This window comes from Paraglaciecola sp. L3A3, assembly GCF_009796765.1.
Taxonomy (GTDB): domain Bacteria; phylum Pseudomonadota; class Gammaproteobacteria; order Enterobacterales; family Alteromonadaceae; genus Paraglaciecola.
Genome location: NZ_CP047023.1, coordinates 4,641,333 through 4,664,781, shown reverse-complemented (window position 1 = coordinate 4,664,781; position 23,449 = coordinate 4,641,333). Strand labels below are relative to the sequence as shown.

Genomic DNA, 23,449 nt, shown 5'->3' with positions numbered 1-23,449 from the left:
GCGACAGTTTGATGAATTTTGCACAACACACTTGTGGCTGTAATAAAAGTGTCATAATCTATCTGTTACACTCAGGCCGTTTTAATTAGAAGTCGTATTAACAACGACCATTAAAAGCCTCGCTAAATCTGTAAGGATTATTAGGCAAATGGAAATTTTTTTTAAGAATACAATGTTGTTAAAGAACACACTATAAATAGGAATGAACACATGTTAAGAAATAATAAGTTTAATCGTATCGCGATTGCTGTAGCTATGTCGGTAGGACTATCGTCTGCTGCAATGGCTCAGGATACTGCATCTTCAGTTCGTGGTTCTTTGGTTTCAGAAACTGGTAATGCTGTGACTGACGCTAAAATTACTATTACTCACGAACCTTCAGGAACCACTAAAGTTTTATCTACAAACGATTCTGGTAGCTTCTTTGCACAGGGCTTACGTGTAGGTGGACCATATACCATCACAATCGATTCCGATGTTTATCAAGATAAGACATTACAAAATGTGTTTATCACTTTGGGCGAAGTATTTCGTATATCAGAAGTTTTAGAAAATGGTGATATTGAGCGTATTTCTGTCACAGGCTCTGCACAAATAGTTGATTATGCTGCTGGTTCTAATAGTGTGTTTTCCGGTGATACGTTGTCAGATACATCTTCGTTTAACAGAGATTTAAAAGATATAGTTAGATTAAATCCTTTAGCGGTTGTAGGAAACGATGGAGTTTCTTTATATCTAGGTGGTAGTAACCCTAGATATAACAGTCTTAAAGTTGATGGTGTTAACTTAAATGATGACTTTGGTCTTGCAGGTAATGGTTATCCAACTGAACGTTCACCAATTGCTTTTGACTCAGTTGAGCAAATTAGTGTTGCAATCGCTCCATTTAGTGCCAAAGAAGGTGGTTTTTCTGGTGGACAAATAAGCGTAGTAACTAAGTCAGGAACTAATGAGTTTCATGGTAGTGCTTTCTTCGAACAAGCTAAAGATTCGTGGGCAGGAACTCCAGAAAATCCTTTTACAGGAAGAGATGTTGAGTTGAGTTTCAAAGAAGAAAGTTATGGCGCAACGCTTGGCGGAGCTATAGTTGAAGATACATTGTTTTTCTTTGCTTCTTATGAAACTTTTGAAGCGCCAAGTTCTGTGAGTAAAGGTGTTTTAGGTTCTGGTGCAGCAAATGAAACAAGTAATATAAGCCAAGACGATGTTGATCGTGTTGTAACCGCTGCTCAAAATCTATTTGATTATGATGCTGGTGATTGGAATGCTTCAATACCTTTAGAAGATGAAAAATATTCACTTAAATTAGATTGGAATATCAATGATGACCACAGAGCATCATTTGCCTATTCTCATGCATTTAGTAACAGTGCAGGTAACGTTGGTTCTGGAGCTAGCGATGAACTTTACCTTTCTTCTCACTGGTATAACCGCTCAAATGAAATAGATTCTTATGTGGCTCAAGTTTTCTCTTATTGGACTGATGAGTTCTCTACTGAATTTAAAATGTCATATAAAGAGAGTGTAAATGGTCAGGTTCCTTTAGGTGGTCTTGAATTTGGAGAAGTAAAAGTTACGCATAACAATGGTCTAATTAACTTTGGACCAGATGACAGTCGTCATGCAAACCAGCTAACAAACGAAACATTACAATTACGCGCCAGTGGTGAGTATTTACTAAATGATCATGCTATATCATTTGGTTGGGAATATGAGTCTGTTGATGTTTACAATATTTTTATGCAACATTATTTAGGTTCTTGGTATTTTAATAGTATTGAAGATTTAGAAGCTGCTAACGCCAATTTCTTTGAATATCAAAATAACCCAAGTTTGAATCGTGATGAAGCGGCAGCTAGTTTCTCTTTAGCTAATCATGCTTTTTATGTAGAAGATAGCTGGGATATCTCAGATTCTCTGAATATTGTTTATGGTTTACGTTATGAAGTAATTTCTAATGAAGACGTGCCAAATGAGAATGCATTATTTGTTGAACGTCATAATTTTACAAATACTGAAAATATGGATGGGAAAGACTTAATTTTACCTCGTTTTGGTTTTACATGGCTTGCTTCGGATGATTTAACAGTACGAGGTGGTTTTGGTTTATTTAGTGGTGGTAAACCTAACGTATGGATTTCTAACTCATTTACTAATGATGGTTCAAGAATTGCACTATTTAGATCTAGTAGCGATGACGCCTTCTTAGACAATGCAGATCCAAACTCTATTCCACAAGCAGCCTTAGATGCTATCTCTAACGCTTCGTTAGACGGTGCTTTTTCTAACATAGATGCAACGGATCCAAATTTTGAAATTCCATCCGTATGGCAATATAGTTTAGCCGCAGATTATATGGCTGACTTAAGTTCTATAGGTTTAGGTGCTGATTGGTTTGTAAGTGCTGAAGTGCTTTATAAAGACCATAAGAATGATCCACTTTGGACTGATATCACAAGACAGATAGATGTTTCTCGAGGAAATAATGGATATACGGTCGATGGACGTCCAATCTATACCTTCGCATTTGATAGCAATAATGAAGCATATGACCCAACATCGGGAGAAAGTGCGAGAGAAAGTCGTGATGTATTATTAACTAATATCGATGGCGGTACTTCGATTATTTCTACTTTCACATTGGCCAAGTACTGGGACAATGGTGTGAATATGAACTTTTCCTATGCTAATCAAAATATTGAAGATAGATTTTCTGCATCGGGTACCTCAACTGATACATCGTATCAGTTCCATCCAACTATAGATCCGCAAAATCCAGAAATAGGTACATCTTCTTATGAAACTGAACATAAGTTGTCTCTTAATTTGTCATATAAAACTCAGTATTTTGACGGATACGACACAACCTTCAGTGCTTTCTGGCAAAGAAAGTCTGCTAGACCCTACAGCTGGCAGTTAAGCCAAAATCGCAGTGATACAGGATTCTCTGGAGCTCTTGATTTGAATGCCGCTTATTTACCATATGTCCCTACAGGTGCAGACGATGCTGCAGTTGATTTTACTAATGGTATGAGCTACAACGAAATCGTAGAGCAACTTGAAGCCGTCGGGATTTCTACTGAAGGTGGAATTGTTTCTAAGAACCAATTTAGAGGGCCGTGGAATTCAACATTGGATCTTAAAATTCAACAACAAATTCCTGGTTTGTTTGATGGGCATAAAGGTATATTTTATGTCGACCTGAAAAATGCCTTAGCTATAATTGACAAAGATTCTGGTGTTGTTTTCAATAATCCATTTGGAAACTCTTCTAGTAACTTGTTTAGTTATTCAATTAACGACGCAGGTCAATATGTTTATTCTTCTAATGACGTTTCTGCTGGTGACTCACCAATACGCTTCAGAGATAGAGACTCAACTTGGTCTGTAAAAGTAGGTGTTAAATACACTTTCTAATATTAGATTAATTTACTTTAAAAAAGCCGGTCTTTATGATCGGCTTTTTTGTTTCTGTTACTTTAAGATTGTATATTGACTGGAGTGATAAACTTTATGAATAGTTTAATATGCGTAACTGTACATTAATGGATTGACCAAAATGATTTTAAGAACAATATTTTTAATGGTGGTGGCTATGTCGCAACTCGCTCAAGCAGAACAAATACGTGTGGCAACGTTTAACGTCAGTATGGATGCTACCAATTATGTTGAAGACGTAAACAAAATTACTGGTAATGAGCTTTTTGAGCTTTTGGCTAGCGGTGAGCATCAGCAGATTAAAAACATTGCTGAAATCATTCAACATATTCGCCCAGACATAATATTGCTGAATGAATTTGATTACATCAGTGATGACAAAAAAGGTGTATTAGCTTTTACTGAAAACTATTTAGCAAAATCACAAAGTGGTAATGAGCCAATAGAATACCTTTATTATTACACTGCGCCAGTCAATACTGGTGTAGATAGTGGCCATGACTTAAACAAAGACGGTGTGGCTTCTGGTACAAAGGACGACGCTTTTGGCTTTGGTTTTTATCCTGGGCAATATGGCATGGTGTTATTGAGTCGTTTTCCAATTGATACAGACTCAATACGCACTTTTCAATTGTTTAAATGGCAAGACATGCCGAATAACCAGCTGGTGGGTATAGTCGATGAAAATGACAAGCCTTGGTATTCAATTGCTGCACAGCAAGATTTACGTTTGTCTTCGAAATCTCATTGGGATATACCGGTAAATGTGAATGGTAAAACCTTGCACATTTTAGCTAGTCACCCAACCCCTCCAGTATTTGATGGCCCTGAAAACCGCAATGGTAAACGTAATCATGATGAAGTGCGTTTTTGGGTGGATTACATTAGTGGTAAGCAGCAAGGATCATACATTTATGACGACAAAGGTCACACAGGTGGCTTTATGGGTCAACGCTTTGTGGTGATGGGAGATTTGAATTCGTCAATGACGGAAGGGGACTCTCATAAGCAAGCAATTGTGGATTTGCTGACTCACTCCAAGGTTAATGGAGATTATATTCCTAAAAGTGAAGGTGGCAAAATACACACGCCAAACAATCCCTTATCGGCTACCCATACTGCCGGTTGGAGAATGAGGGCCGATTATGTGCTGCCCTCAAAATCAGGGATATCAATTCAGGGCGGTGAGGTGTTTTGGCCACGCCAAAAAGAACCTTTATACCGATTAATTAAAAATCGTAGTAGCTCATCAGATCATCGCTTGGTTTGGCTTGATATGGCTATTAGGAAATAGGAAGTGTATGTAGGTCGTGGCTTTAGCCCGACGAGTTAATATATAGCAATAAGTTGTTGCCATAAATGACGACCTACAAAATATTAGACATTTTCAAATAACGCTTCTACTTTGTCTCTGGTATCAGCAATTGTGCTGATATCGACGGGGGCGATAAAAATAGTATCGTCTCCGGCTATTGTGCCTAACACGCCATCATTTTCGCCTAAAGAGTCTAATAATCTAGCGATCAGCTGAGCTGCTCCTGGGCTGGTGCGTATGATAATCATCACATTATTATGCACAACATCTAATACTAGCTGTTTAAGCGGGCTTTTAGCGGTAGGCATACCTAATTCTGGTGGTAAGCAGTAGACCATCTCCCCTCGGGCATTACGGGTTCTGACAGCGCCATACTTGCTTAACATACGAGAAACTTTTGATTGGCTAATGTTGTCAAAGCTTTGCACTTTTAAAGCATTGACTATATCCCCTTGAGAGCCGAAACTTTCTGTTTTTAAAATGTCTTTAAATGCTTTGATGAGTGTTTCTTGCTTAATGTTGGCCATAGGTCCCTCGTAATTTCTTGGCGCTATTTTGCCCCATTGCTTGGGTTTAAGCAATTTGCCCACATATTGACTGAGTTATTAAGTATAATGACATGATTCTTAAAAGCTGAAATTGCATTTAAGTTTAAAACACATAAAGTTATCGTTAGAATTAGCGTGTTATTCTGTCATTAAAAAAAGAACAACACCCCTACACACATAGCATTCACAGGAGATAATTATGAAAGTAGCTGTATTAGGTGCAGCCGGTGGTATCGGCCAAGCGTTATCACTATTATTAAAAACTCAACTTCCAGCAGGTACAGAGCTGTCTTTATATGACGTAGCTCCAGTAGTTCCAGGTGTCGCAGTTGACTTAAGCCATATCCCTACCGATGTTAAAGTACAAGGTTTCGGCAAAGACGATTTAGCTGATGCATTGACTGGTTGTGACATTGTTTTGATCCCAGCTGGCGTACCACGTAAGCCAGGTATGGATCGTTCTGATTTGTTTAATATTAATGCTGGCATTGTTAGAAACTTAGTTGATGCAATTGCTGATAACTGTCCTAACGCATGTACTTGTATTATTACTAATCCAGTGAATACTACTGTTGCTATTGCTGCAGAAGCCTTAAAAGCTAAAGGTGTTTACAACAAAAATAAATTATTCGGTGTCACTACACTGGATATCATTCGTGCAGAAACGTTTGTTGGTGAGCTGAAAGGCCTTAACCCTGCAAATGTACATGTACCTGTTATCGGTGGTCACTCTGGTACAACTATTCTACCTTTATTGTCGCAAGTTGAAGGTGTTGAGTTTACTGACGAAGAAGTGGCAAGTTTGACTACACGTATCCAAAATGCTGGTACTGAAGTAGTAGAAGCTAAAGCTGGTGGCGGATCTGCAACACTTTCTATGGGTCAAGCAGCAGCTAGATTCTGTTTATCACTGGTTGCAGCAATGCGTGGTGAAAACGTAGTAGAATATACTTATGTTGAAGTGAATAGCGACGATGCTGCTTTCTTCTCTCACCCTGTTCGTTTAGGTAAAAACGGCGTAGAAGAAATTCTACCTTACGGTGAATTAAGTGCGTTTGAAGAAAGTGCTAAAGCTTCGATGATTGAAGGTTTACGTGGCGATATCGCACTAGGTGTTGATTTCGTTAACGGCTAGACGATTGATTGAAGAATAAAAAAACCAGCTAATAAGCTGGTTTTTTATTGCCTGAGAAAAATATTAAGCCGCAACAGATCGTGTTGTCACTGTTTTATTGGTTTTGATTGGACGTGTCGGTCTTGCTTGGTTAGCAAATTCTTTAGCTAGTTTTGCCGTACCTTGCATTACAGGTACACTTATCTGTTTTGATTTGGGCAATTTAGCTTGAATACATTCTTGAATATCTTTAACTGTATAACCAGCACGTACTTTTATGCGTATATGCGGTATATGCGCTGCATCTAATGCGCCACTAACAAAATAATCACGTTGATTTTTATAGCCATCTTTTCCTTTAGAGTGAACTAAGTCGATAGCTAACACTGGCATCATGCTGTCTTTCGAGCACAAGACAAAATCAAATTGTTTACTACCCGCTCTAGAAAGAGCATTTTTAACTGTCTTTTTATCTGCGGACTTACGTACGGCTAACACATCACTCATCTTCACTCGGCATAGTATACGAAAGTCTTTGCCTACCGCATTTTCGATTAAATCAATAAATGAGCGTTCTACAGGCGTAAAAAGGTTGGTTTTCTTTTGGAATGGAAAAGCCAACGCAGGTTCATGTAATTTCATAGCGCCAACTGCGACTAAGATTAATAACATCATCAAAATTATTGCAAGTTCCATGGTCTCTCCAAAGCTAGTGTCAAAAAATCGACAAGGTGTTAGTTTTGGTATGAGTAAAGCAATAAAAATGCCAAATGTTGCAAGAGTCGAGTTGATTTAGGAGGCGCTGAAATTTGCTGGTTGAGCTTAAGATTTAATCAAAATGTCTATTTGGCTGCCTTGACCGTCAGTGGAAATGATGACAATTTTATTGCCATCCTCATATTGCAGTACAATTCTACCTTTTAGGATTTGTTCTTTCTCGGCAGGGCCGAAATTTTTCAAATAAAATGTTTTAGTGGTTTGTTGATCATCTGCCGCAAAATAAGACATGCTAGCGGGGGGCGTAGTTGAAAACTGCTGGCAAAACTTCGCTGAATCCAGCAGTGGCAGTGAATAAAATGTTTCAGGGCATATTTGTATAGACTGTTTATTTTTTGTCTCTGCTTCTGTGGTATCTGCATAGGCATTATTACTCAACAGCCAAATAACACACACTTTGATGATTAATTTAAACAAACACGTATCCCCTAGGTTGCACTTTTGATTACTATAGAAGTTCATTAATGTAGCAGCAAGGTGAATCACCTTAATTAAGGTATTGCTGAGTTGTCATGAGTATATAAAATGAAATTTATTACTGATTACCTGCGCTTGATTATTTTTTGTAGTGGTTTATTGATGGGGATCCAAATTCCCGCTGTGGTCGATCAATATCAAAAACGAGTCGATGCTCATTTAACTGAAGCGGTTGAACTGTTAGCTGGATTTCAACAAACGGCTGATAGATATTTTAATGGCAGTATGTCTGCCTTGATTAGTCATTACGAAAACAGTAGTGATGCTATTTTTCGTGATGATGCGGTCAATATTCGGTTTATGTCTGACCGAGTGGTAGAACTACAAAATGAAATGTCTGCATTACAAGCTTCAGCAGTATTTCGCACCAGTCATGTATTATTTTTTGCCAACAAAAAACTACTTTCAGAAACCATGCAGCAATACAGTTACATGATCTTACTAGATCCTGCCGCTTTGATTTGGGGGGTGGTGATTGCACTTTTTCTGGCTGGTATAATAGATATCTTGCTGGCCGGTTTACTATATTGGGTAAAACGTAACCAACAAGCTGATAATAATACTTGAAAATATGAGGCCCGTTATGTCTAAAAGAATATTCAAATGTGTGCTGCGAATGGCTGTTTTTTTGTTTGTATTACTCTCGACTAGTTCCGCCAATGCCAATAATGAAGAGGTTGCTTGGGATAAACTACAGGGATTGGGGCAAGTAGAAAGTTTTGCTATTACTAATCCGAGTAAAACTAAAAATACATTCCCTTATCATATTTTTGTGCGCCTTCCTGAAGAATATAAAAAATCAGATAAACAAACTTTTCCTGTCCTGTATTTATTAGATGGTGGAACCAACTTTCCGCTGATGGTAGGCATGTATACCCATCTCAGGTGGATGAAAGATATTCCGCCCATGATAATAGTGGGTATTAGTTATGGAACTCACGATTGGCGTCAAGGTAACGACCGCAGTCATGATTTTACTGCGCCATCTAAAGAACGAGAACACTGGGGCGGTGCTGCGGTGTTTGAAGAATTTGTTGAGCATAGATTAATGCCTATTATTCAGCAAAAATACCTAGTAGATAAAGATAAGCAGGTATTATTTGGCCAGTCTTTAGCAGGTCAATTTGCTTTATATTCCAGTATGTATGGTAAGGCGCCTTTTTATGGAGTGATTGCTAGCAATCCGGCGTTATATCGTAATTTAGACTATTTTAAACGGCCGTTAAGTGCCCGCACTCATCGACCTAAGGTGTTTGTTTCTATTGCCGAATTTGATGACCAAAAATATAAAATTCCGTCCACTGAATGGGTTGGTTTTTGGCAGAAACAACAGCCAGACTGGCAAGCTAATTTTGTCACTTTAGCTGGTCAAAATCATTTGTCTGCGACTCCAGATACTATTAGAAATGGTTTAATTTGGTTATTTAAAGAATGAAACTTAATTGAGCCAAAGCAGGTCTGTTGTTTCTATAGATTAAATATAAGGTAAATTATGAGCACGCAATTAACAATCGATATAGTTTCAGATGTATCTTGTCCATGGTGCATTATTGGCTATAAGGCTCTTGAACAAGCTTTGCAAAATATAGCGCCACAAGTGCAAGCAAATATCACTTGGCAACCTTTTGAGCTCAATCCGCAGATGCCACAAGAAGGGCAAGAAATCACAGAGCATATTACCCAGAAGTATGGCATCAGTGAACAACAGGCAGAACAAAACCGAGAAACCATCAAACAGAGAGGTTTAGCTGTAGGTTACGAATTTGGCGTCAGAGGGGGAGGTCGAATTTATAATACCTTTGACGCACATAGGTTATTACATTGGGCTGAAGAGCAAGGTAAGCAGACAGAATTAAAGCTTGCTCTATTTGATTTATATTTTAAGCAAGAAGGTAATCCTAGTGATCATCAACAGCTTTTATCTGTAGTCGAATTAGTAGGACTGGATGTTGAGCAAGCTAAAGCTATTTTGAACTCAGATAAATTCACTACTGAAGTGAGAAAACAACAGCAACATTATCAATCTGCCGGGATAAGTTCAGTTCCCGCAGTGATTGTGAATAACAAACACCTTATTAGTGGCGGCCAACCCACTGAAGTGTTTGAACAGGCTTTAAAACAAATTGCCCAAGAAGTTGAGAGTGTATAATACCGATCGAGCTAAATAATTGAGTGACTACTAATTTCGCTAGAATGGCACAAGCCAATTATTACAAACAGCTAATCACTCGTTAAAAACTAATATATCCACACGGCTAATTTGTCTTAGTCGTGTGGTTTTTGACATAGAAAAATAAGTCGCTATCACCTCTACTCATCCGCACTGGTTTTTAATCTTTGACTGCCTGAGATTACTCATTAACCTCAATTAAATGCTCACTCGATGACGAAATTTCCGTGTAAAGCAAGGCGGATTGTCGTATGTAATAACCTGTTATTGCTAGACAATTCAACGCCGCTAGACACAAAAAGAGGGGGCTTCAGAGGTTTGGCTTATCCAGTATTCAGGTTCATTACTGTAATCATTAGAATTAATTTATCAATACCACTGCCTGTGAGATTGCTCAGAGTAGGCTAGTTTACATAACCAGTATGCTCAAGGCGACTAGCAGAGAAAATTGAAGTTATAGACCATCAAATGTCTATTTAAGGCTATATATACTGTCAATGCGTTTTGCGGTTTTACTCAGCTCTAAGCTTTTTGGCTGACTTGTTTTTCGGTTTACTAATGTGACATTATGGCAATGCATAATAATGAATTTTCACTTAGGGGCATCATGCTCAACCAATTAAAGGAAAAATATCAACTTTCTATACTGTCGATTCTCGGTATTGTTTCAGTATTAGGTGTTTCTCCATTCGCGGTCATACGTTACCTTGAAGGTAATAACACTGCGGCATTTATTAATATGCTTATTGTGTTGGGCATTACGATCATAGTGATTTATGCGCTTTACACAAAAAAAGTTCAAACAGCCAATGGAGTCGCCGCAGTATTTATTAATGTTGGTGTTGTACTGATCACCATTACCAATGGAATAGACAGCTTATTGTGGGTTTATCCCGTATTCGCCAGTACTTTTTTTCTGGTTAAGCCGAATGCCGCCCTCAAAATCAATGCTATCGCTGGACTTGCTCTAGTAACCTTATTTGACGTTTTTACTTTGGTTTCTATGACTTCTTTTATTGTCACCATCTTGATGCTGTCATTAAGCGGCTTTATTCATGCAAGCCATAGCGCAAAACAATTTAGTTTACTAGAAACCTTGAATACGATAGATGCTTTGACCGGGGCGCTGAATCGTCGAGCATTAACTACAGATCTTGAAGCCGCCGTGTCTCTTTCTGAACGAAATAATGTTCAGCAGTTACTAGTAATAATGGATATTGATTATTTTAAGATGGTCAATGATAAATATGGCCATGATGGTGGTGACCAAGTTTTGAAAAACATGGTCACAATTATCAATGGACATATTCGTAAACACGACCGCCTTTATCGGTATGGCGGAGAAGAGTTTGTGTTGTTGATTTCTGAACTCGATCATCTCCAACAGCATAGTTTTATCGACAATCTCAGAGCCCATATTAAAAAGGATTTAAAAACCCCAGATGGAGAAGTTGTAACAGTGTCTTTTGGCGTGGCAGCTTGGCAACCAGGAACAAGCATATTAGCTTGGTTGAAAAGTGCCGATAAAGCACTTTATCAAGCTAAAGCTCAAGGCCGTGACTGTGTAGTCTTTAGCGATAAGTAAATTATCTTTAAAACTAGCCGTTATATTTTTGGTGAATATTTTAACATATCAAAAAGCAACCAGAGTTAGTCGGTTGCTTTAAGCCAGTCTTATTATGGTTCTCTAGCTGATTCTGGAGTATTGAGGTCTAACGCCACAGATTTGGCGACGTTATTACTTTCGTTGCCATCGCGAAATAACACAAACCTATCAATAGCATGGTAGTCAGAGCGATTTGCTATTTCTACTGCATATTCACCTGTATCATCGAACTCAGCAAAAACCGTATGACCGTCGCTATCACTGGTATTGCTGGACCAATTCCATACATCAATAGGTGATCCTGAACGCCAGATTTTAAAGTAACCAAGTGCGGCTTCTCCAGCTAAACTTCGGCCGGCTGGGACACATTGATTTTCAGGCTCTAATACTTTCGGGCAAACAATATTTTCACCTTTTTGGCCGTAAAAATTATCGGCATATATTTTTAAGTAACTATCATTATGTTCAGTAGAGGGCACCCCAGGTTTAGTGATCAAATTACGCCATGCGAATTGATAGCGACCTGGATTTTCAATTTTAATTCTAACCTTGATGACTTCTTTAATATTTGCAGGTTTCCATGCTGCTTGAGGGGCTAACATGTTCAAATAACCAGGGCCTGTTGCATCTCTGCCTGTTTCGAATTTCCAGCCGTCTGTATGATCAGTTGACTCCATTTCGACTACTAATAGCCCATCTTTTTCTAAAAATATGCCGCCATTAATTTTGACTGGAGCTTCACCTGGGTCTGGAGGTAAAGCACAACCATCCTCATCTATTTCTACACTTTCAGCTGTACCCAAACATTTATCATCAAAATTGACTATTCCATCAGAGTCTTCGTCTTGCCAAGCATTTAGAAGGCGTTGAATCGAATATGCATTAATTTTTGCATCGCCAATTACTCCTTCAAGCGCAATGTTTAGCTCACCATCTTCTACCAATAATTCATTATTCTTAATGGTATAGGCCGTTAAAAAACCCACTTCAGCAAATACATCTAAGTCATCTGCGACTAACTCGTCTTCAATTTTCACATCAAATACTCTAGCGTCACGGCCCGCTCTAGTTGTACCGTTAAACCAAACTTCTGCGAAATGTAACTCAACAATGTAATTGCCGTTAGAAACTTGATGGGCTAAATGAATACTGTCGCCCGCTAATTCTCGAGTATATAAAGTATCTGCATCTGTGCCTTCAACTTCTGCATCACCGGCAATATCTATCCAGCCACCTTCCTTGGCTGTAAAAGGGATCCCAGCAATCTCAGTGATTGAGTCTACCGGGTAAGGACTATTTTCATAAACATAGTTAACCGCAGCGTAAGTAGCTAAGTATTCCCCGTCCTTTTTAAAAGCAAAACTTATGCTTTGTTCTTTGCCATCTACCGTCCCTTTTACCTCTATCTCATGACGCCCAATGGGCAACTCAGCTAATTCAGCTAGGCTTGACGCGGAAAACTGAAAAGGTGCGCTGTTAATACTAGATATTTCTTTCCCATTCAGGATTAACACTGTATTGGTTAAATTGGCTGACTTTGCAGTAATGATTAAACTTTCATTCGCAGCAATTAACTCATCTTGGCTTATGCCTGTGACACTCATAGGTTCAACTGTTGGTGCAGGCTCCACCGGTTTTGTTGTGGGATCTGCAGGATCCGAGCTACCGCCACAGGCACTGAATAACATGCTGGTGGTTAATAAAAATGCAGTTGAATATTTTTTTAGATCTAGGTGCGGGGTGGATAATTGAAGGTAAGTTTTACAATGCTTAAATTTGTGAAAGCTCATGATAACGTCCGTTTATTTAGTGTTAATTTAATGGCGAAGGTTAAAGGGACTAATGCAGGTGTAATTAATTAACCTTCAGTTAACAAGTTTGGAACAATATCAGACTTCATTTTTATTGCAAATATAACTTTAAGTTTTTATATATGATCAATGTTGATTGTTAACTTTATTTTTTGCAAAAAAAAAGGTGTCGCTGTTTAGGCGACACCCTTTAGTCATTTATATAGTTTAGCGACTAAACTCGAAGATAATCCAAAATACCTTCAGCTGCTACACGACCTTCATCAATGGCGGTTACCACTAAGTCAGAACCACGCACCATGTCACCACCTGAAAATATTTTAGGATTAGACGTTTGGAAAGCGTATTTACCGTTTCTTGGGGCACGAACACGGCCTTTTTCATCTAAGATGATACCGTAATCAGCAAACCAAGGAGCGGGACTAGGTTGGAAACCAAAAGCAATGATTACCGCATCTGCTTCAAGTACATGTTCTGAACCTTCAATCACAACCGGACGACGACGACCTTCAGCATCTGGTTGACCCATTTCAGTCTTAACCATAGTTACCCCAATCGTTTCACCCTTGTCATTAACAGCAATGTCTAATGGCATTAGGTTAAAACTAAAGTTAACCCCTTCTTCACGAGCATTGACTACTTCACGACGAGATCCAGGCATGCTGGCTTCATCACGACGATAAGCACAAGTTACTTCAGTAGCACCTTGACGTATGGCTGTTCTAACACAGTCCATAGTGGTATCTCCACCACCTAGTACTACAACTTTTTTGCCTTTCATATCAACAAAATCAGTAGCAGACTTTTCTAAACCTAATTGACGATTAACATTGGCAATTAGGTAAGGAAGTGCTTCGTATACACCCGGTGCTTTTTCGTTATCGAATCCACCTTGCATAGGTTTATAAGTACCCATACCAAGGAATACGGCATCGTATCCGTCTAATAAATCTTGGAAAGGCACGTCTTTACCAATTTCGGTATTAAGTACAAACTCAATGCCCATTTCAGTAAAAATTTCGTGACGTAATGACATCACACTTTTTTCTAATTTGAACGAAGGAATTCCAAAGGTTAACAAACCACCAATTTTTTCGTATTTATCGAAAACAACTGGAGTCACACCATTTCTTACCAAAATATCGGCACAACCTAAACCTGCAGGTCCGGCTCCGATAATGGCGACTTTCTTGTCTGTTTTAACAACTTTTGACATATCTGGACGCCAACCTTGTTTAAAGGCTGTATCGGTAATGTACTTTTCAATACTACCAATTGTCACTGCACCAAATTCATCGTTTAGAGTACAAGCTCCTTCACACAAACGATCTTGTGGACAAACACGTCCACATACCTCTGGCAAAGTGTTGGTCTTACTAGATAATTCTGCGGCTTCAAAAATACGTCCTTCATTGGCTAAACTTAACCATTGAGGAATGAAGTTATGAACAGGGCATTTCCACTCGCAATAAGGGTTACCACAATCTAAGCAGCGGTCAGCTTGACCGGCTACTTGGGTTTCACTCATTGACTGATAAATTTCAGCAAACTCTTCACGTCTAACGATCGAGGGCTTCTTAGGCGGGTCAATACGTTCTACATCAACGAACTGGTATATATTCTTAGACATAATGCCCCCTTATTGCACTTGAACACGAAGTTCGGCAGTAGACCGACTTATGTGACCAAGTAAATTTTTAACATCACTGGTTTTAGGTTTAACCAGTCTAAACTTAGGTAAGAACGTGGCAAAATTACTTAAAATATTATGCGCATGTTCACTGCCTGTTTCTTCGTAATGCTGATTAATCAGACCACGTAGGTGTTCAGTCAATATTGATTTATCTTCGATAGATAACATTTCTACTAAATCGCCATTCACACGCTGCTCAATATCATCTGACTCATCAAGGATATAGGCAAAACCACCTGTCATACCGGCACCAAAGTTAACGCCAGTGCGACCAAGTACAGCTACGATACCACCAGTCATATATTCGCAACCGTTGTCACCTATACCTTCAACTACAGCGATTGCGCCAGAGTTACGTACTGCAAATCGTTCTCCAGCTAAACCAGCTGCAAATAATTTACCGCCTGTGGCACCATATAAACAGGTGTTACCCGCAATGACACTTTCGTTAGATTTAAAGCTTACGCCTCTAGGCGGATGAATGACTAATTTACCGCCAGCCATACCTTTACCTACATAATCGTTGGCATCACCAGAAATTGTCATTTCTAGACCGCCAGCGTTCCAAACACCAAAGCTTTGCCCGGCTGTACCGGTAAAGTTTAGTTTAATTGGATGCTCGTCCATCCCTTTATTGCCATAATTTTTAGCAATTAAACCAGAAATAATGGCACCTACAGAACGGTCAGTATTACGGATGTTATAATTGAATACACCACCAGCTTTGGTTTCGACACTTGTCTGTAAGTCAGTTAATAACTGTTTATTTAAGTCGCCTTTATCCGCTGGAGCATTAGCGCCTTCACTGCAGAACAGTTTAGTGTGATCGCCAGCTTCAGGTTTAGCTAAAATAGGCTGTAGATCTAATTTGTTTTGTTTAGCTGTAACGCCGTCCAATACTTTCAATAAATCTGTACGACCAATTAAGTCATCTAATTTACTGACACCTAAAGAAGCCATGATTTCACGTACTTCTTGGGCAACAAACCTAAAGTAGTTCATTACCATTTCGGGTAAACCAATAAAGTGGTTATCCCTTAAGTTTTCGTCTTGTGTTGCAATACCTGTCGCACAATTGTTCAAGTGACAAATACGTAGATATTTACATCCTAAGGCAACCATAGGTCCAGTACCAAAACCGAAACTTTCAGCTCCTAAAATGGCACCTTTAACTACGTCTAATCCAGTTTTTAAGCCGCCGTCTGTTTGCACTCGTACTTTATGACGTAAACCATTGCTTACTAACGCTTGCTGAGTTTCGGCTAAACCTAACTCCCAAGGGCTACCTGCATATTTAACTGATGTTAACGGGCTTGCACCTGTTCCACCGTCATAACCAGAGATAGTGATTAAGTCTGCATAAGCTTTAGCAACACCACATGCTATGGTGCCTACACCTGGTTCAGATACTAATTTCACCGAGATTAAGGCTTCAGGGTTAACTTGTTTTAAGTCAAAAATTAACTGAGCCAAATCTTCGATTGAATAAATATCGTGATGTGGTGGAGGTGAAATCAAGGTGACACCTGGCACAGAGTGACGTAGTTCAGCAATATAGGCATTCACTTTATCACCTGGTAACTGACCACCTTCACCAGGCTTAGCGCCCTGTGCGACTTTAATTTGTAATATTTTAGCGTTAACTAAATAATGAGGTGTTACACCAAAACGACCAGAAGCTATTTGTTTGATATTAGAGTTTTTCTCGTTACCAAAACGTTTTACGTCTTCGCCACCCTCACCTGAGTTTGAATTACCACCTAAACGGTTCATCGCTATAGCTAAAGCTTCATGAGCTTCAGGGCTCAATGCGCCAATAGACATAGCTGCAGTATCAAAACGTTTAAATAAGTTTTCGGCAGGTTCAACATCATCAATTGATATAGGATCTGCTTCTGGCGATAACTGAAGTAAGTCGCGTAAACAAGCGATAGGGCGCTCGTTAACTAAGGCGCTATAGACTTGATAATCTGCATAGTTACCGCTGACTACTGCTTTTTGTAGTGAGGTGACAACATCAGGGTTATAAGTATGGTATTCGCCACCGTGTACATATTTTAATAAACCACCATGATCTTGTGATTTACGTTTAAGCCATGCAACACGATTTAAGTTAATTTGATCTTGTTCGAAATCATCAAAATCTGCACCTTGAATTCGGCTAGGCACACCCTTAAAACAAGTGGCCATAACAGAATCATTAATACCCACTGCTTCAAATAACTTAGAACAACGGTAACTAGCGATGGTGGAGATACCCATCTTCGACATGATCTTGTATAGCCCTTTGTTAATACCTTTACGGTAGTTAACTATGCCTTCTAATGGTGTTAGTTCTAGTTCATTGTTTTCACACATTTGCTCAATTATTTCATAAGCAAGGAAAGGATAGATAGCGGTAGCACCTAAGCCTAATAAAACTGCGTAGTGATGAGGGTCACGAACAGATGCTGTTTCAACCACTATGTTGGCGTCACAACGTAAACCTTTTTCAACTAAACGTTTTTGCACTGCACCCACTGCCATAGCTGCAGGAATAGGGATCAGCGATTGTTTGATTTTTCTATCTGATAAAATAACAAAGGCTGCACGTTTGTGACTCACTATGTGTTCTACTTCATCACATACACGTGTAAGGGCTTTCTTTAGACCTTCAGTTGGCTTGTAGTTAAGTTCAACAAATTCAGCATAATAATGCTCAGGATCATATTCACGTAATTGTTTTAAGTCTGAGTAAGTCATGATAGGTGAGTTAAACAATACACGATCGGCATAACCAGACGTTTCAGTAAATACAGATTTTTCGCGGCCAATACAGGTTGCCAAAGACATAACGTGATTTTCACGTAATGGATCGATAGGTGGATTGGTTACTTGGGCAAATTGTTGACGGAAAAAGTCATAGATAGTACGACTTTTTCCTGATAATACAGCCATAGGTGTATCGTCACCCATCGAACCTGTCGCTTCTTGACCATCTTTTGCCAGTACTTTAATGACTTGATCCATTTCTTCATAGCTAATATTAAATTGCTTGAAGTAGGTATTCATAGTGTCGTTATCAAACAGACGTTTGCCAACTTCTGGTGTTTCGCACTTTTCAATAGGCGTTAAATGACGAATACTTTTATCTAACCATTCCTTATAGGGATGGCGATTTTTTAAGTCATCATCTATTTCATTTGAGCGCCAGATTTTACCGGTTTCTGTATCAATAGCTAACATTTCACCAGGTGCTACACGACCTTTTTCTACGACATCTTTTTCATCGTAGTCCCAGATACCCACTTCAGATGCTAATGTAATTAAACCATCTTTAGTGATCACATAACGTGCTGGGCGAAGACCATTTCGGTCAAGGTTACAAGCGGCATGACGACCATTCGTCAATACTATGCCAGCAGGCCCATCCCATGGTTCCATGTGCATGGAGTTAAATTCGTAGAAGGCTTTTAAGTCTTCATCCATGGTTTTATTGTTTTGATATGCGGGCGGAACTAATAAACGCATAGCACGGAATAAATCCATACCACCGGCTAAGAATAATTCCAGCATATTGTCTAGTGAAGATGAGTCAGAGCCCACTTCATTTACAAATGGTGCGGCATCAGCTAAGTCAGGTAGTAATGGAGTTTTGAATTTACCAGAACGAGCTTGTGCCCAATCACGGTTACCGCGGATAGTATTTATTTCACCATTGTGCGCCAAAAAGCGGAATGGTTGAGCTAATGGCCAGCGAGGTAAGGTGTTGGTTGAAAAACGTTGGTGAAATACACAGATAGACGATTGCATATCTTCATCTGCTAAGTCTAAATAAAACTTAGGCAAGTCACCAGCCATGACAAGTCCTTTATAGACAGTCACAGTATTAGATAAACTGGCTATATAAAACTCAGAGTCATCTTCTAATCGTTTTTCAGTACGACGGCGAGCCATAAACAAACGACGGCCTAGATCTTCTGTTCGCCAACCTGGAGGAGCATTGACATAAATTTGTTCAATTTGTGGTACGCAGCTTACAGCTAAGTCACCCAAAATTGAATTGTCGGTAGGCACTACACGCCAACCCACTACTGAAAGAGTTTCTTTCTCTAGCTCTTCAGCTAGGATGTCTCGAGCTACTTGGGCTAAGGCCTCGTCTGGGTTTAGGAAAATCATTCCCACCCCATATTTCTGGCTTAACTTCCAATTATTTTCTGCTGCAACTTTTTGAAAAAATGCATCAGGCTTTTGTAACAGTAAACCACAGCCATCGCCCGTGATGCCATCAGACGCTATTCCGCCCCTATGTTGCATACGGTCAAGACCTTCAATTGCGGTACTGACTAATTTGTGACTTGGTTCGCCTTGAGTATTGGCGATTAATCCAAATCCACAATTATCCTTTGAATCGTTAGGATGATATAAACTCATTTAATGTAAACTCCTTCAACCATCGACTGGGCGAGTGTTAATATGTTTATGTGCTGCTAATAATACACCAAAGAACCATATAAAAACCTGATTTAGCTTCGCGCCTTACCTAATGCTTTTTCTTCGTAATGATTATTGAGGATGCCTGTCGACTATCGAATATTTATACTAAGCAGGTTGTGTAAAATACCGAGTATCAAAATATAAATCAAATTTCATGTACAGGTGAATTGAAAATAATTTTAACCTGAAACTGAAATTCAGCATAAACTCAATATAAATCAGCTTCTTATGTTGAATGTGGGGCTTGGTTATAAGCTATAAAAAAAAGCTTATTTTTAATGAATAATGTTATATAAAGGTTAAATTTTGTGGTATTTTGTGTTATTGGGTTTGCGTTGTTTAGAATAAGTATTCACTTTTAGGGCATAAATAGTCTTTTTCGCTGTGTGTTATATTGTTTAATACTAGCCTAAGTTTTGATCCTAGAGACATTCTTGGTAGCATGTCGCCGGTTAAATTACATTAGCATTTAATTATTTGCACAAACGGCTAATATTGCTTAGCCGAATAGACCTAATCAGAGACCCTAATTATGCCAAATAGTTCAACAGTAGTAGATCCTTGGGTGATACGTTTTGCAAAATTTATCATTCGTTTTGGTGCTGTTAAAGCCAGTATATTTTTTGTCATCCTTACCTTAATTTTTACCTTTCTTGGTACATACTTCTTGCGAACTTTGCTAGATGGTAGCGTACAAGCTGAAGATTTTATTGGTGCCATACTCTTATCATTATTGAGTGCTCCTTGGGTCTTATGGTTTTTTAGTGAGTTAGTTAAACAACTAGAACAATCAAGGGTGAGTCTAAAAGAGGTAGTTTCTCAGCTAGAAAAACTACTTGAAGAAGATGAATTACTTAATCGCACTTTACAAAATAATATCAAACAGCTTAACCACGAAATTGAGCAAAGAAAAAATGCTCAATTAGAGCGTGAAGATATGTTTACTGATTTAGAACGAGAAATCGAAGATAAATCAGAAAAAGAACAACAAGCTATTAGATTGTCCACTTTATTGCGTTCAATTATCGATGCCTCTCCAGATCTAATTTATTATCGAAATCCAGAAGGACAGTTTGCTGGCTGTAATAAAATCGCTGAGCAAATGACAGGTAAAACAGAAAAAGACATAATTGGTTTGACGCCGCATGAAGTGTTCGATGAAGAATTGGCCAATCAAGTCGTCACAAGTGACCATTACGTATTAGAAAATAACGTGAGTGTAAAAGAAGAGATTTGGTTACGTTTTGCTGATGGCAAACGCCGATATTTCGAAATGTGTCGAGTACCATTTTATAACGCAGATAATACGTTGCTAGGTTTATTGGCTTTTGGCCGTGACATTACTGAACGTAAACAAGCTGAAGAAGCGGTTGCTAAGGCAAGTAAAGACAAAACTAAGTTTATCGCTACTATCAGTCATGAATTAAGAACGCCGCTTAACGGAATCGTAGGTCTAAGTAGAATGCTTAGAGATACTAAATTGACTGATGAGCAATTTTCTTGGGTAAGTACTATTTACGCCAGTGGTATTACCTTGGGTAATATTTTTAATGATATTATTGATTTAGATCGTCTTGATCGAGATAGATTAGAGTTATCTTTAAAAACAGTGTCGATTCAAGACTTCACCAATGAGTTAGGCAGCATTATTGACTTGCTGGCTAAAGATAAAGATTTGGCATTTGAGGCGCAGGTGGTAAAGCCAATTCCTGCCTTGGTAGAAGTTGACGGAACACGTTTAAGGCAAATTCTCTGGAATTTGTTGTTTAATGCAGTGAAGTTTACGCAAAAGGGTAAAGTTTCATTACAAGTCTCGTCAGAAGTTATTGATAATCAAAATAGCATGGTTATCTTCAAAGTCTGTGATACAGGTGTGGGTATACCTGAAGATGATTTAAAGAAAATATTTGCTATGTATTATCAGGTTAATTTACCCGAACATCAAAGCGCTACTGGAACAGGTATTGGATTAGCTATTTGTCAAGAAATGGTGTCTCTGATGCATGGCGACATATCGGTCAGCAGTGTTAAAGGGCAGGGAACCTGTTTCACAGTTAAGTTACCTTTAGCCATTAGTCAAAAACCCATCCAAGTTGAAGCATTAAAAGTTACGGGTTTACAGATATTATTGGTTGAAGATATAGAACTGAACGTTATGGTGGCTAAAGCCTTACTTGAGAAATTAGGCCAGAATGTTGATGTTGCTATGACAGGTACTGAAGCAATAGAAAAAGCTAGAGATAAACAGTACGACTTAGTCCTTTTGGATATTCAATTACCAGACATGACTGGTTTTGATGTGGCTAATGTGATGCATGAAGAAAGTTTAGTCGAACAAACTAGTATCGTGGCTTTAACTGCAAATGTGATTAAAACTCGTCAAGAATACCTAGATAACGGTATGGATGATGTTATTGCAAAACCAGTGAAAAAGAGTCGGATTATAGAAGTGTTTAATAGTTTGTTCTGTGAGCAGCCTGCTGAACCACATAATCCTGGTGATATTCCGAAGGTCGGGCAATTTGATACCATTCTAGATATCGATTTATTACAAATGCTGGTTGATACCATAGGCCATGAAATGGTCAGGAACAGTGTAAAAGTATTCCAGGATAATATGCCTGAATATTTGGAAATATTGCAGCTGAGTTTAAGTGCCGATGAAAAAGATGAGGTGTGTTCTCAAGCACATAAAATCAAAGGTGCAGCCAGTTCTGTAGGTTTAGCTAGAGTACAAAAAATAGCGAATGAAATTCAGCAAGGAGATCATCCAGCATGGTGGGAAAATGTTCACGACTGGGTAGAGCAACTTAATGAAGCCGCAGAAAAGGATATACAAAAATTAGTAAATTGGTTAGGTCAACAAAACGTTGACGATTAATTTCATTTTGAAAATGCAGTTTTAACCTTTACAGGTTAAAATTACTGATAGTTTTTTTTAATTTATAATATATTTAGGTTGTTTAGATAATGTCTACATTTGACCCGATTGATCATTCACACCGTCGCCGTAATCCTTTAACTGGGGATTGGGTGTTAGTTTCACCACATAGAGCCAAAAGACCTTGGCAGGGGCAAGTAGAAAAGCCTCAAGTAACAGACAGTGTCGCTCATGATCCTAATTGTTATTTATGTTCAGGTAATACTCGTATCAACGGTGAAATCAATCCAAAATACGACGGAACTTTCGTATTCACTAATGACTTTGCTGCATTAATGAAAGATACCCCCGCCTCTGAACAATCGAATGATGATTTGTTTACTCTAGAAGCGGCAAGAGGCACTAGCCGTGTAATTTGTTTTTCTCCAGAGCATAATAAAACTTTGCCTGAACTTACCCTTCCCGCATTAGAAGGAGTGATTCAAACTTGGCAGGAACAAGTTGCTGATTTATCAAAAGAATATGTTTGGGTACAAGTATTTGAAAATAAAGGTGCCGCTATGGGCTGTTCAAATCCGCATCCCCATGGACAGGTTTGGGCCAACGATTTTGTGCCAAACGAAGTGGCGAAAGCTGAAAAAAGTCAAAAAGCCTATTTCGATAAACATAACAGTTCTTTACTGTTAGATTATGCTAACAAAGAATCGGCTGATGGCTCACGTACTGTAGTAGAAACCGAACATTGGATAGCAGTGGTTCCATATTGGGCTGCTTGGCCATTTGAAACTCTATTAATGCCTAAATTTACTTGCCCCAGATTGACAGATGTCAATCCTGAGCAGAGAGCCGATTTAGCTGTTGCGTTAAAAAAATTGACTAGCCGTTATGATAATTTATTCCAATGCTCTTTCCCTTACTCTATGGGCTGGCATGGAGCGCCAAATAATTTAGATAATACTGATCATTGGCAGGTACATGCTCACTTCTATCCTCCATTATTACGTTCAGCAACCGTGCGTAAATTTATGGTGGGTTATGAAATGATGGCAGAACCACAAAGAGATCTAACAGCAGAACAAGCGGCTGCACGTTTACAAGAGTTAAGCGATGTTCACTATAATGAGTCAGCAGGAGAATAATTAA

Annotated in this window: 15 protein-coding genes; 9 read left to right on the top strand and 6 right to left on the bottom strand. The window is 38.7% G+C overall.

The features are described 5' to 3' along the window. Positions 1-210: 210 nt before the first annotated feature. Positions 211-3,417: a TonB-dependent receptor gene (locus GQR87_RS19240; RefSeq protein WP_158972204.1), complete on the top strand. Its 3,207-nt coding sequence runs from the start codon at positions 211-213 to the stop codon at positions 3,415-3,417. A 142-nt stretch (positions 3,418-3,559) separates the two neighbouring features. Next, positions 3,560-4,732: an endonuclease/exonuclease/phosphatase family protein gene (locus GQR87_RS19235; RefSeq protein ID WP_199271649.1), complete on the top strand. Its 1,173-nt coding sequence runs from the start codon at positions 3,560-3,562 to the stop codon at positions 4,730-4,732. 83 nt (positions 4,733-4,815) lie between these two features. On the opposite strand, the gene argR is transcribed toward GQR87_RS19235, so the two are convergent. Further along, positions 4,816-5,280 carry a transcriptional regulator ArgR gene (gene argR / locus GQR87_RS19230; RefSeq protein ID WP_158973096.1) on the bottom strand — a complete coding sequence of 155 codons (465 nt, stop codon included), beginning with the start codon at positions 5,278-5,280 and terminating at the stop codon, positions 4,816-4,818. 220 nt (positions 5,281-5,500) lie between these two features. On the opposite strand from argR, the gene mdh reads away from it, so the two are divergent. Further along, a complete protein-coding gene (mdh, locus tag GQR87_RS19225; RefSeq protein WP_158972200.1) occupies positions 5,501-6,436 on the top strand; it encodes a malate dehydrogenase in 936 nt (311 codons plus the stop codon). Between the two features lie 63 nt (positions 6,437-6,499). Here the strand turns inward: mdh and GQR87_RS19220 are convergent, their stop codons facing one another. Together GQR87_RS19220 and GQR87_RS19215 are read right to left on the bottom strand one after the other, a co-directional pair. Continuing rightward, the gene (locus GQR87_RS19220; protein ID WP_158972198.1) at positions 6,500-7,111 is read right to left on the bottom strand and encodes a DUF2726 domain-containing protein; all 612 of its coding nucleotides are present in this window, start codon (positions 7,109-7,111) and stop codon (positions 6,500-6,502) included. A 126-nt stretch (positions 7,112-7,237) separates the two neighbouring features. Beyond that, positions 7,238-7,609, bottom strand: coding sequence for a hypothetical protein (locus GQR87_RS19215; protein ID WP_158972196.1), 372 nt, complete (start codon positions 7,607-7,609; stop codon positions 7,238-7,240). Positions 7,610-7,717: 108 nt separating this feature from the next. Between GQR87_RS19215 and GQR87_RS19210 the strand changes: the two genes are divergently transcribed. The 4 genes from GQR87_RS19210 (at position 7,718) to GQR87_RS19195 (ending at position 11,424) form a co-directional block, all read left to right on the top strand. Next, entirely contained in the window at positions 7,718-8,236 is a 519-nt protein-coding gene (locus tag GQR87_RS19210) for a DUF2937 family protein (RefSeq protein ID WP_158972194.1), read from the top strand. A gap of 16 nt (positions 8,237-8,252) precedes the next feature. Next, positions 8,253-9,104 (top strand): alpha/beta hydrolase, encoded by an 852-nt coding sequence (locus GQR87_RS19205; protein ID WP_158972192.1) that lies wholly within the window; start codon positions 8,253-8,255, stop codon positions 9,102-9,104. A 57-nt stretch (positions 9,105-9,161) separates the two neighbouring features. Next, positions 9,162-9,818 carry a DsbA family oxidoreductase gene (locus GQR87_RS19200; RefSeq protein ID WP_158972190.1) on the top strand — a complete coding sequence of 219 codons (657 nt, stop codon included), beginning with the start codon at positions 9,162-9,164 and terminating at the stop codon, positions 9,816-9,818. 589 nt (positions 9,819-10,407) lie between these two features. Then, positions 10,408-11,424, top strand: coding sequence for a GGDEF domain-containing protein (locus GQR87_RS19195; protein WP_233267322.1), 1,017 nt, complete (start codon positions 10,408-10,410; stop codon positions 11,422-11,424). A 92-nt stretch (positions 11,425-11,516) separates the two neighbouring features. Here GQR87_RS19195 and GQR87_RS19190 read toward each other — a convergent pair whose 3' ends face one another. From GQR87_RS19190 to gltB, 3 genes are all read right to left on the bottom strand, one after another. After that, positions 11,517-13,235, bottom strand: a complete 1,719-nt coding sequence (locus GQR87_RS19190) for a malectin domain-containing carbohydrate-binding protein (protein ID WP_158972188.1) — start codon at positions 13,233-13,235, stop codon at positions 11,517-11,519. 235 nt (positions 13,236-13,470) lie between these two features. Next, the gene (locus tag GQR87_RS19185; RefSeq protein ID WP_158972186.1) at positions 13,471-14,886 is read right to left on the bottom strand and encodes an FAD-dependent oxidoreductase; all 1,416 of its coding nucleotides are present in this window, start codon (positions 14,884-14,886) and stop codon (positions 13,471-13,473) included. Positions 14,887-14,895: 9 nt separating this feature from the next. After that, positions 14,896-19,362: a glutamate synthase large subunit gene (gene gltB, locus GQR87_RS19180; RefSeq protein ID WP_158972184.1), complete on the bottom strand. Its 4,467-nt coding sequence runs from the start codon at positions 19,360-19,362 to the stop codon at positions 14,896-14,898. Between the two features lie 595 nt (positions 19,363-19,957). On the opposite strand from gltB, the gene arcB reads away from it, so the two are divergent. Then, on the top strand, positions 19,958-22,306 hold the full coding sequence (arcB, locus tag GQR87_RS19175; RefSeq protein WP_158972182.1) for an aerobic respiration two-component sensor histidine kinase ArcB: 2,349 nt from the start codon (positions 19,958-19,960) through the stop codon (positions 22,304-22,306). Positions 22,307-22,395: 89 nt separating this feature from the next. After that, positions 22,396-23,445 (top strand): galactose-1-phosphate uridylyltransferase, encoded by a 1,050-nt coding sequence (gene galT / locus GQR87_RS19170; RefSeq protein ID WP_158972180.1) that lies wholly within the window; start codon positions 22,396-22,398, stop codon positions 23,443-23,445. The last annotated feature ends 4 nt before the right edge of the window (positions 23,446-23,449 follow it).

What these genes read in the sequence shown, in the direction of transcription:
- GQR87_RS19240 (WP_158972204.1), top strand. Translation starts at nt 211, where the DNA reads ATGTTAAGAAATAATAAGTTTAATCGTATCGCGATTGCTGTAGCTATG.
- GQR87_RS19235 (WP_199271649.1), top strand. Translation starts at nt 3,560, where the DNA reads ATGATTTTAAGAACAATATTTTTAATGGTGGTGGCTATGTCGCAACTC.
- argR (WP_158973096.1), bottom strand. Translation starts at nt 5,280, where the DNA reads ATGGCCAACATTAAGCAAGAAACACTCATCAAAGCATTTAAAGACATT.
- mdh (WP_158972200.1), top strand. Translation starts at nt 5,501, where the DNA reads ATGAAAGTAGCTGTATTAGGTGCAGCCGGTGGTATCGGCCAAGCGTTA.
- GQR87_RS19220 (WP_158972198.1), bottom strand. Translation starts at nt 7,111, where the DNA reads ATGGAACTTGCAATAATTTTGATGATGTTATTAATCTTAGTCGCAGTT.
- GQR87_RS19210 (WP_158972194.1), top strand. Translation starts at nt 7,718, where the DNA reads ATGAAATTTATTACTGATTACCTGCGCTTGATTATTTTTTGTAGTGGT.
- GQR87_RS19205 (WP_158972192.1), top strand. Translation starts at nt 8,253, where the DNA reads ATGTCTAAAAGAATATTCAAATGTGTGCTGCGAATGGCTGTTTTTTTG.
- GQR87_RS19200 (WP_158972190.1), top strand. Translation starts at nt 9,162, where the DNA reads ATGAGCACGCAATTAACAATCGATATAGTTTCAGATGTATCTTGTCCA.
- GQR87_RS19195 (WP_233267322.1), top strand. Translation starts at nt 10,408, where the DNA reads ATGGCAATGCATAATAATGAATTTTCACTTAGGGGCATCATGCTCAAC.
- GQR87_RS19190 (WP_158972188.1), bottom strand. Translation starts at nt 13,235, where the DNA reads ATGAGCTTTCACAAATTTAAGCATTGTAAAACTTACCTTCAATTATCC.
- GQR87_RS19185 (WP_158972186.1), bottom strand. Translation starts at nt 14,886, where the DNA reads ATGTCTAAGAATATATACCAGTTCGTTGATGTAGAACGTATTGACCCG.
- gltB (WP_158972184.1), bottom strand. Translation starts at nt 19,362, where the DNA reads ATGAGTTTATATCATCCTAACGATTCAAAGGATAATTGTGGATTTGGA.
- arcB (WP_158972182.1), top strand. Translation starts at nt 19,958, where the DNA reads ATGCCAAATAGTTCAACAGTAGTAGATCCTTGGGTGATACGTTTTGCA.
- galT (WP_158972180.1), top strand. Translation starts at nt 22,396, where the DNA reads ATGTCTACATTTGACCCGATTGATCATTCACACCGTCGCCGTAATCCT.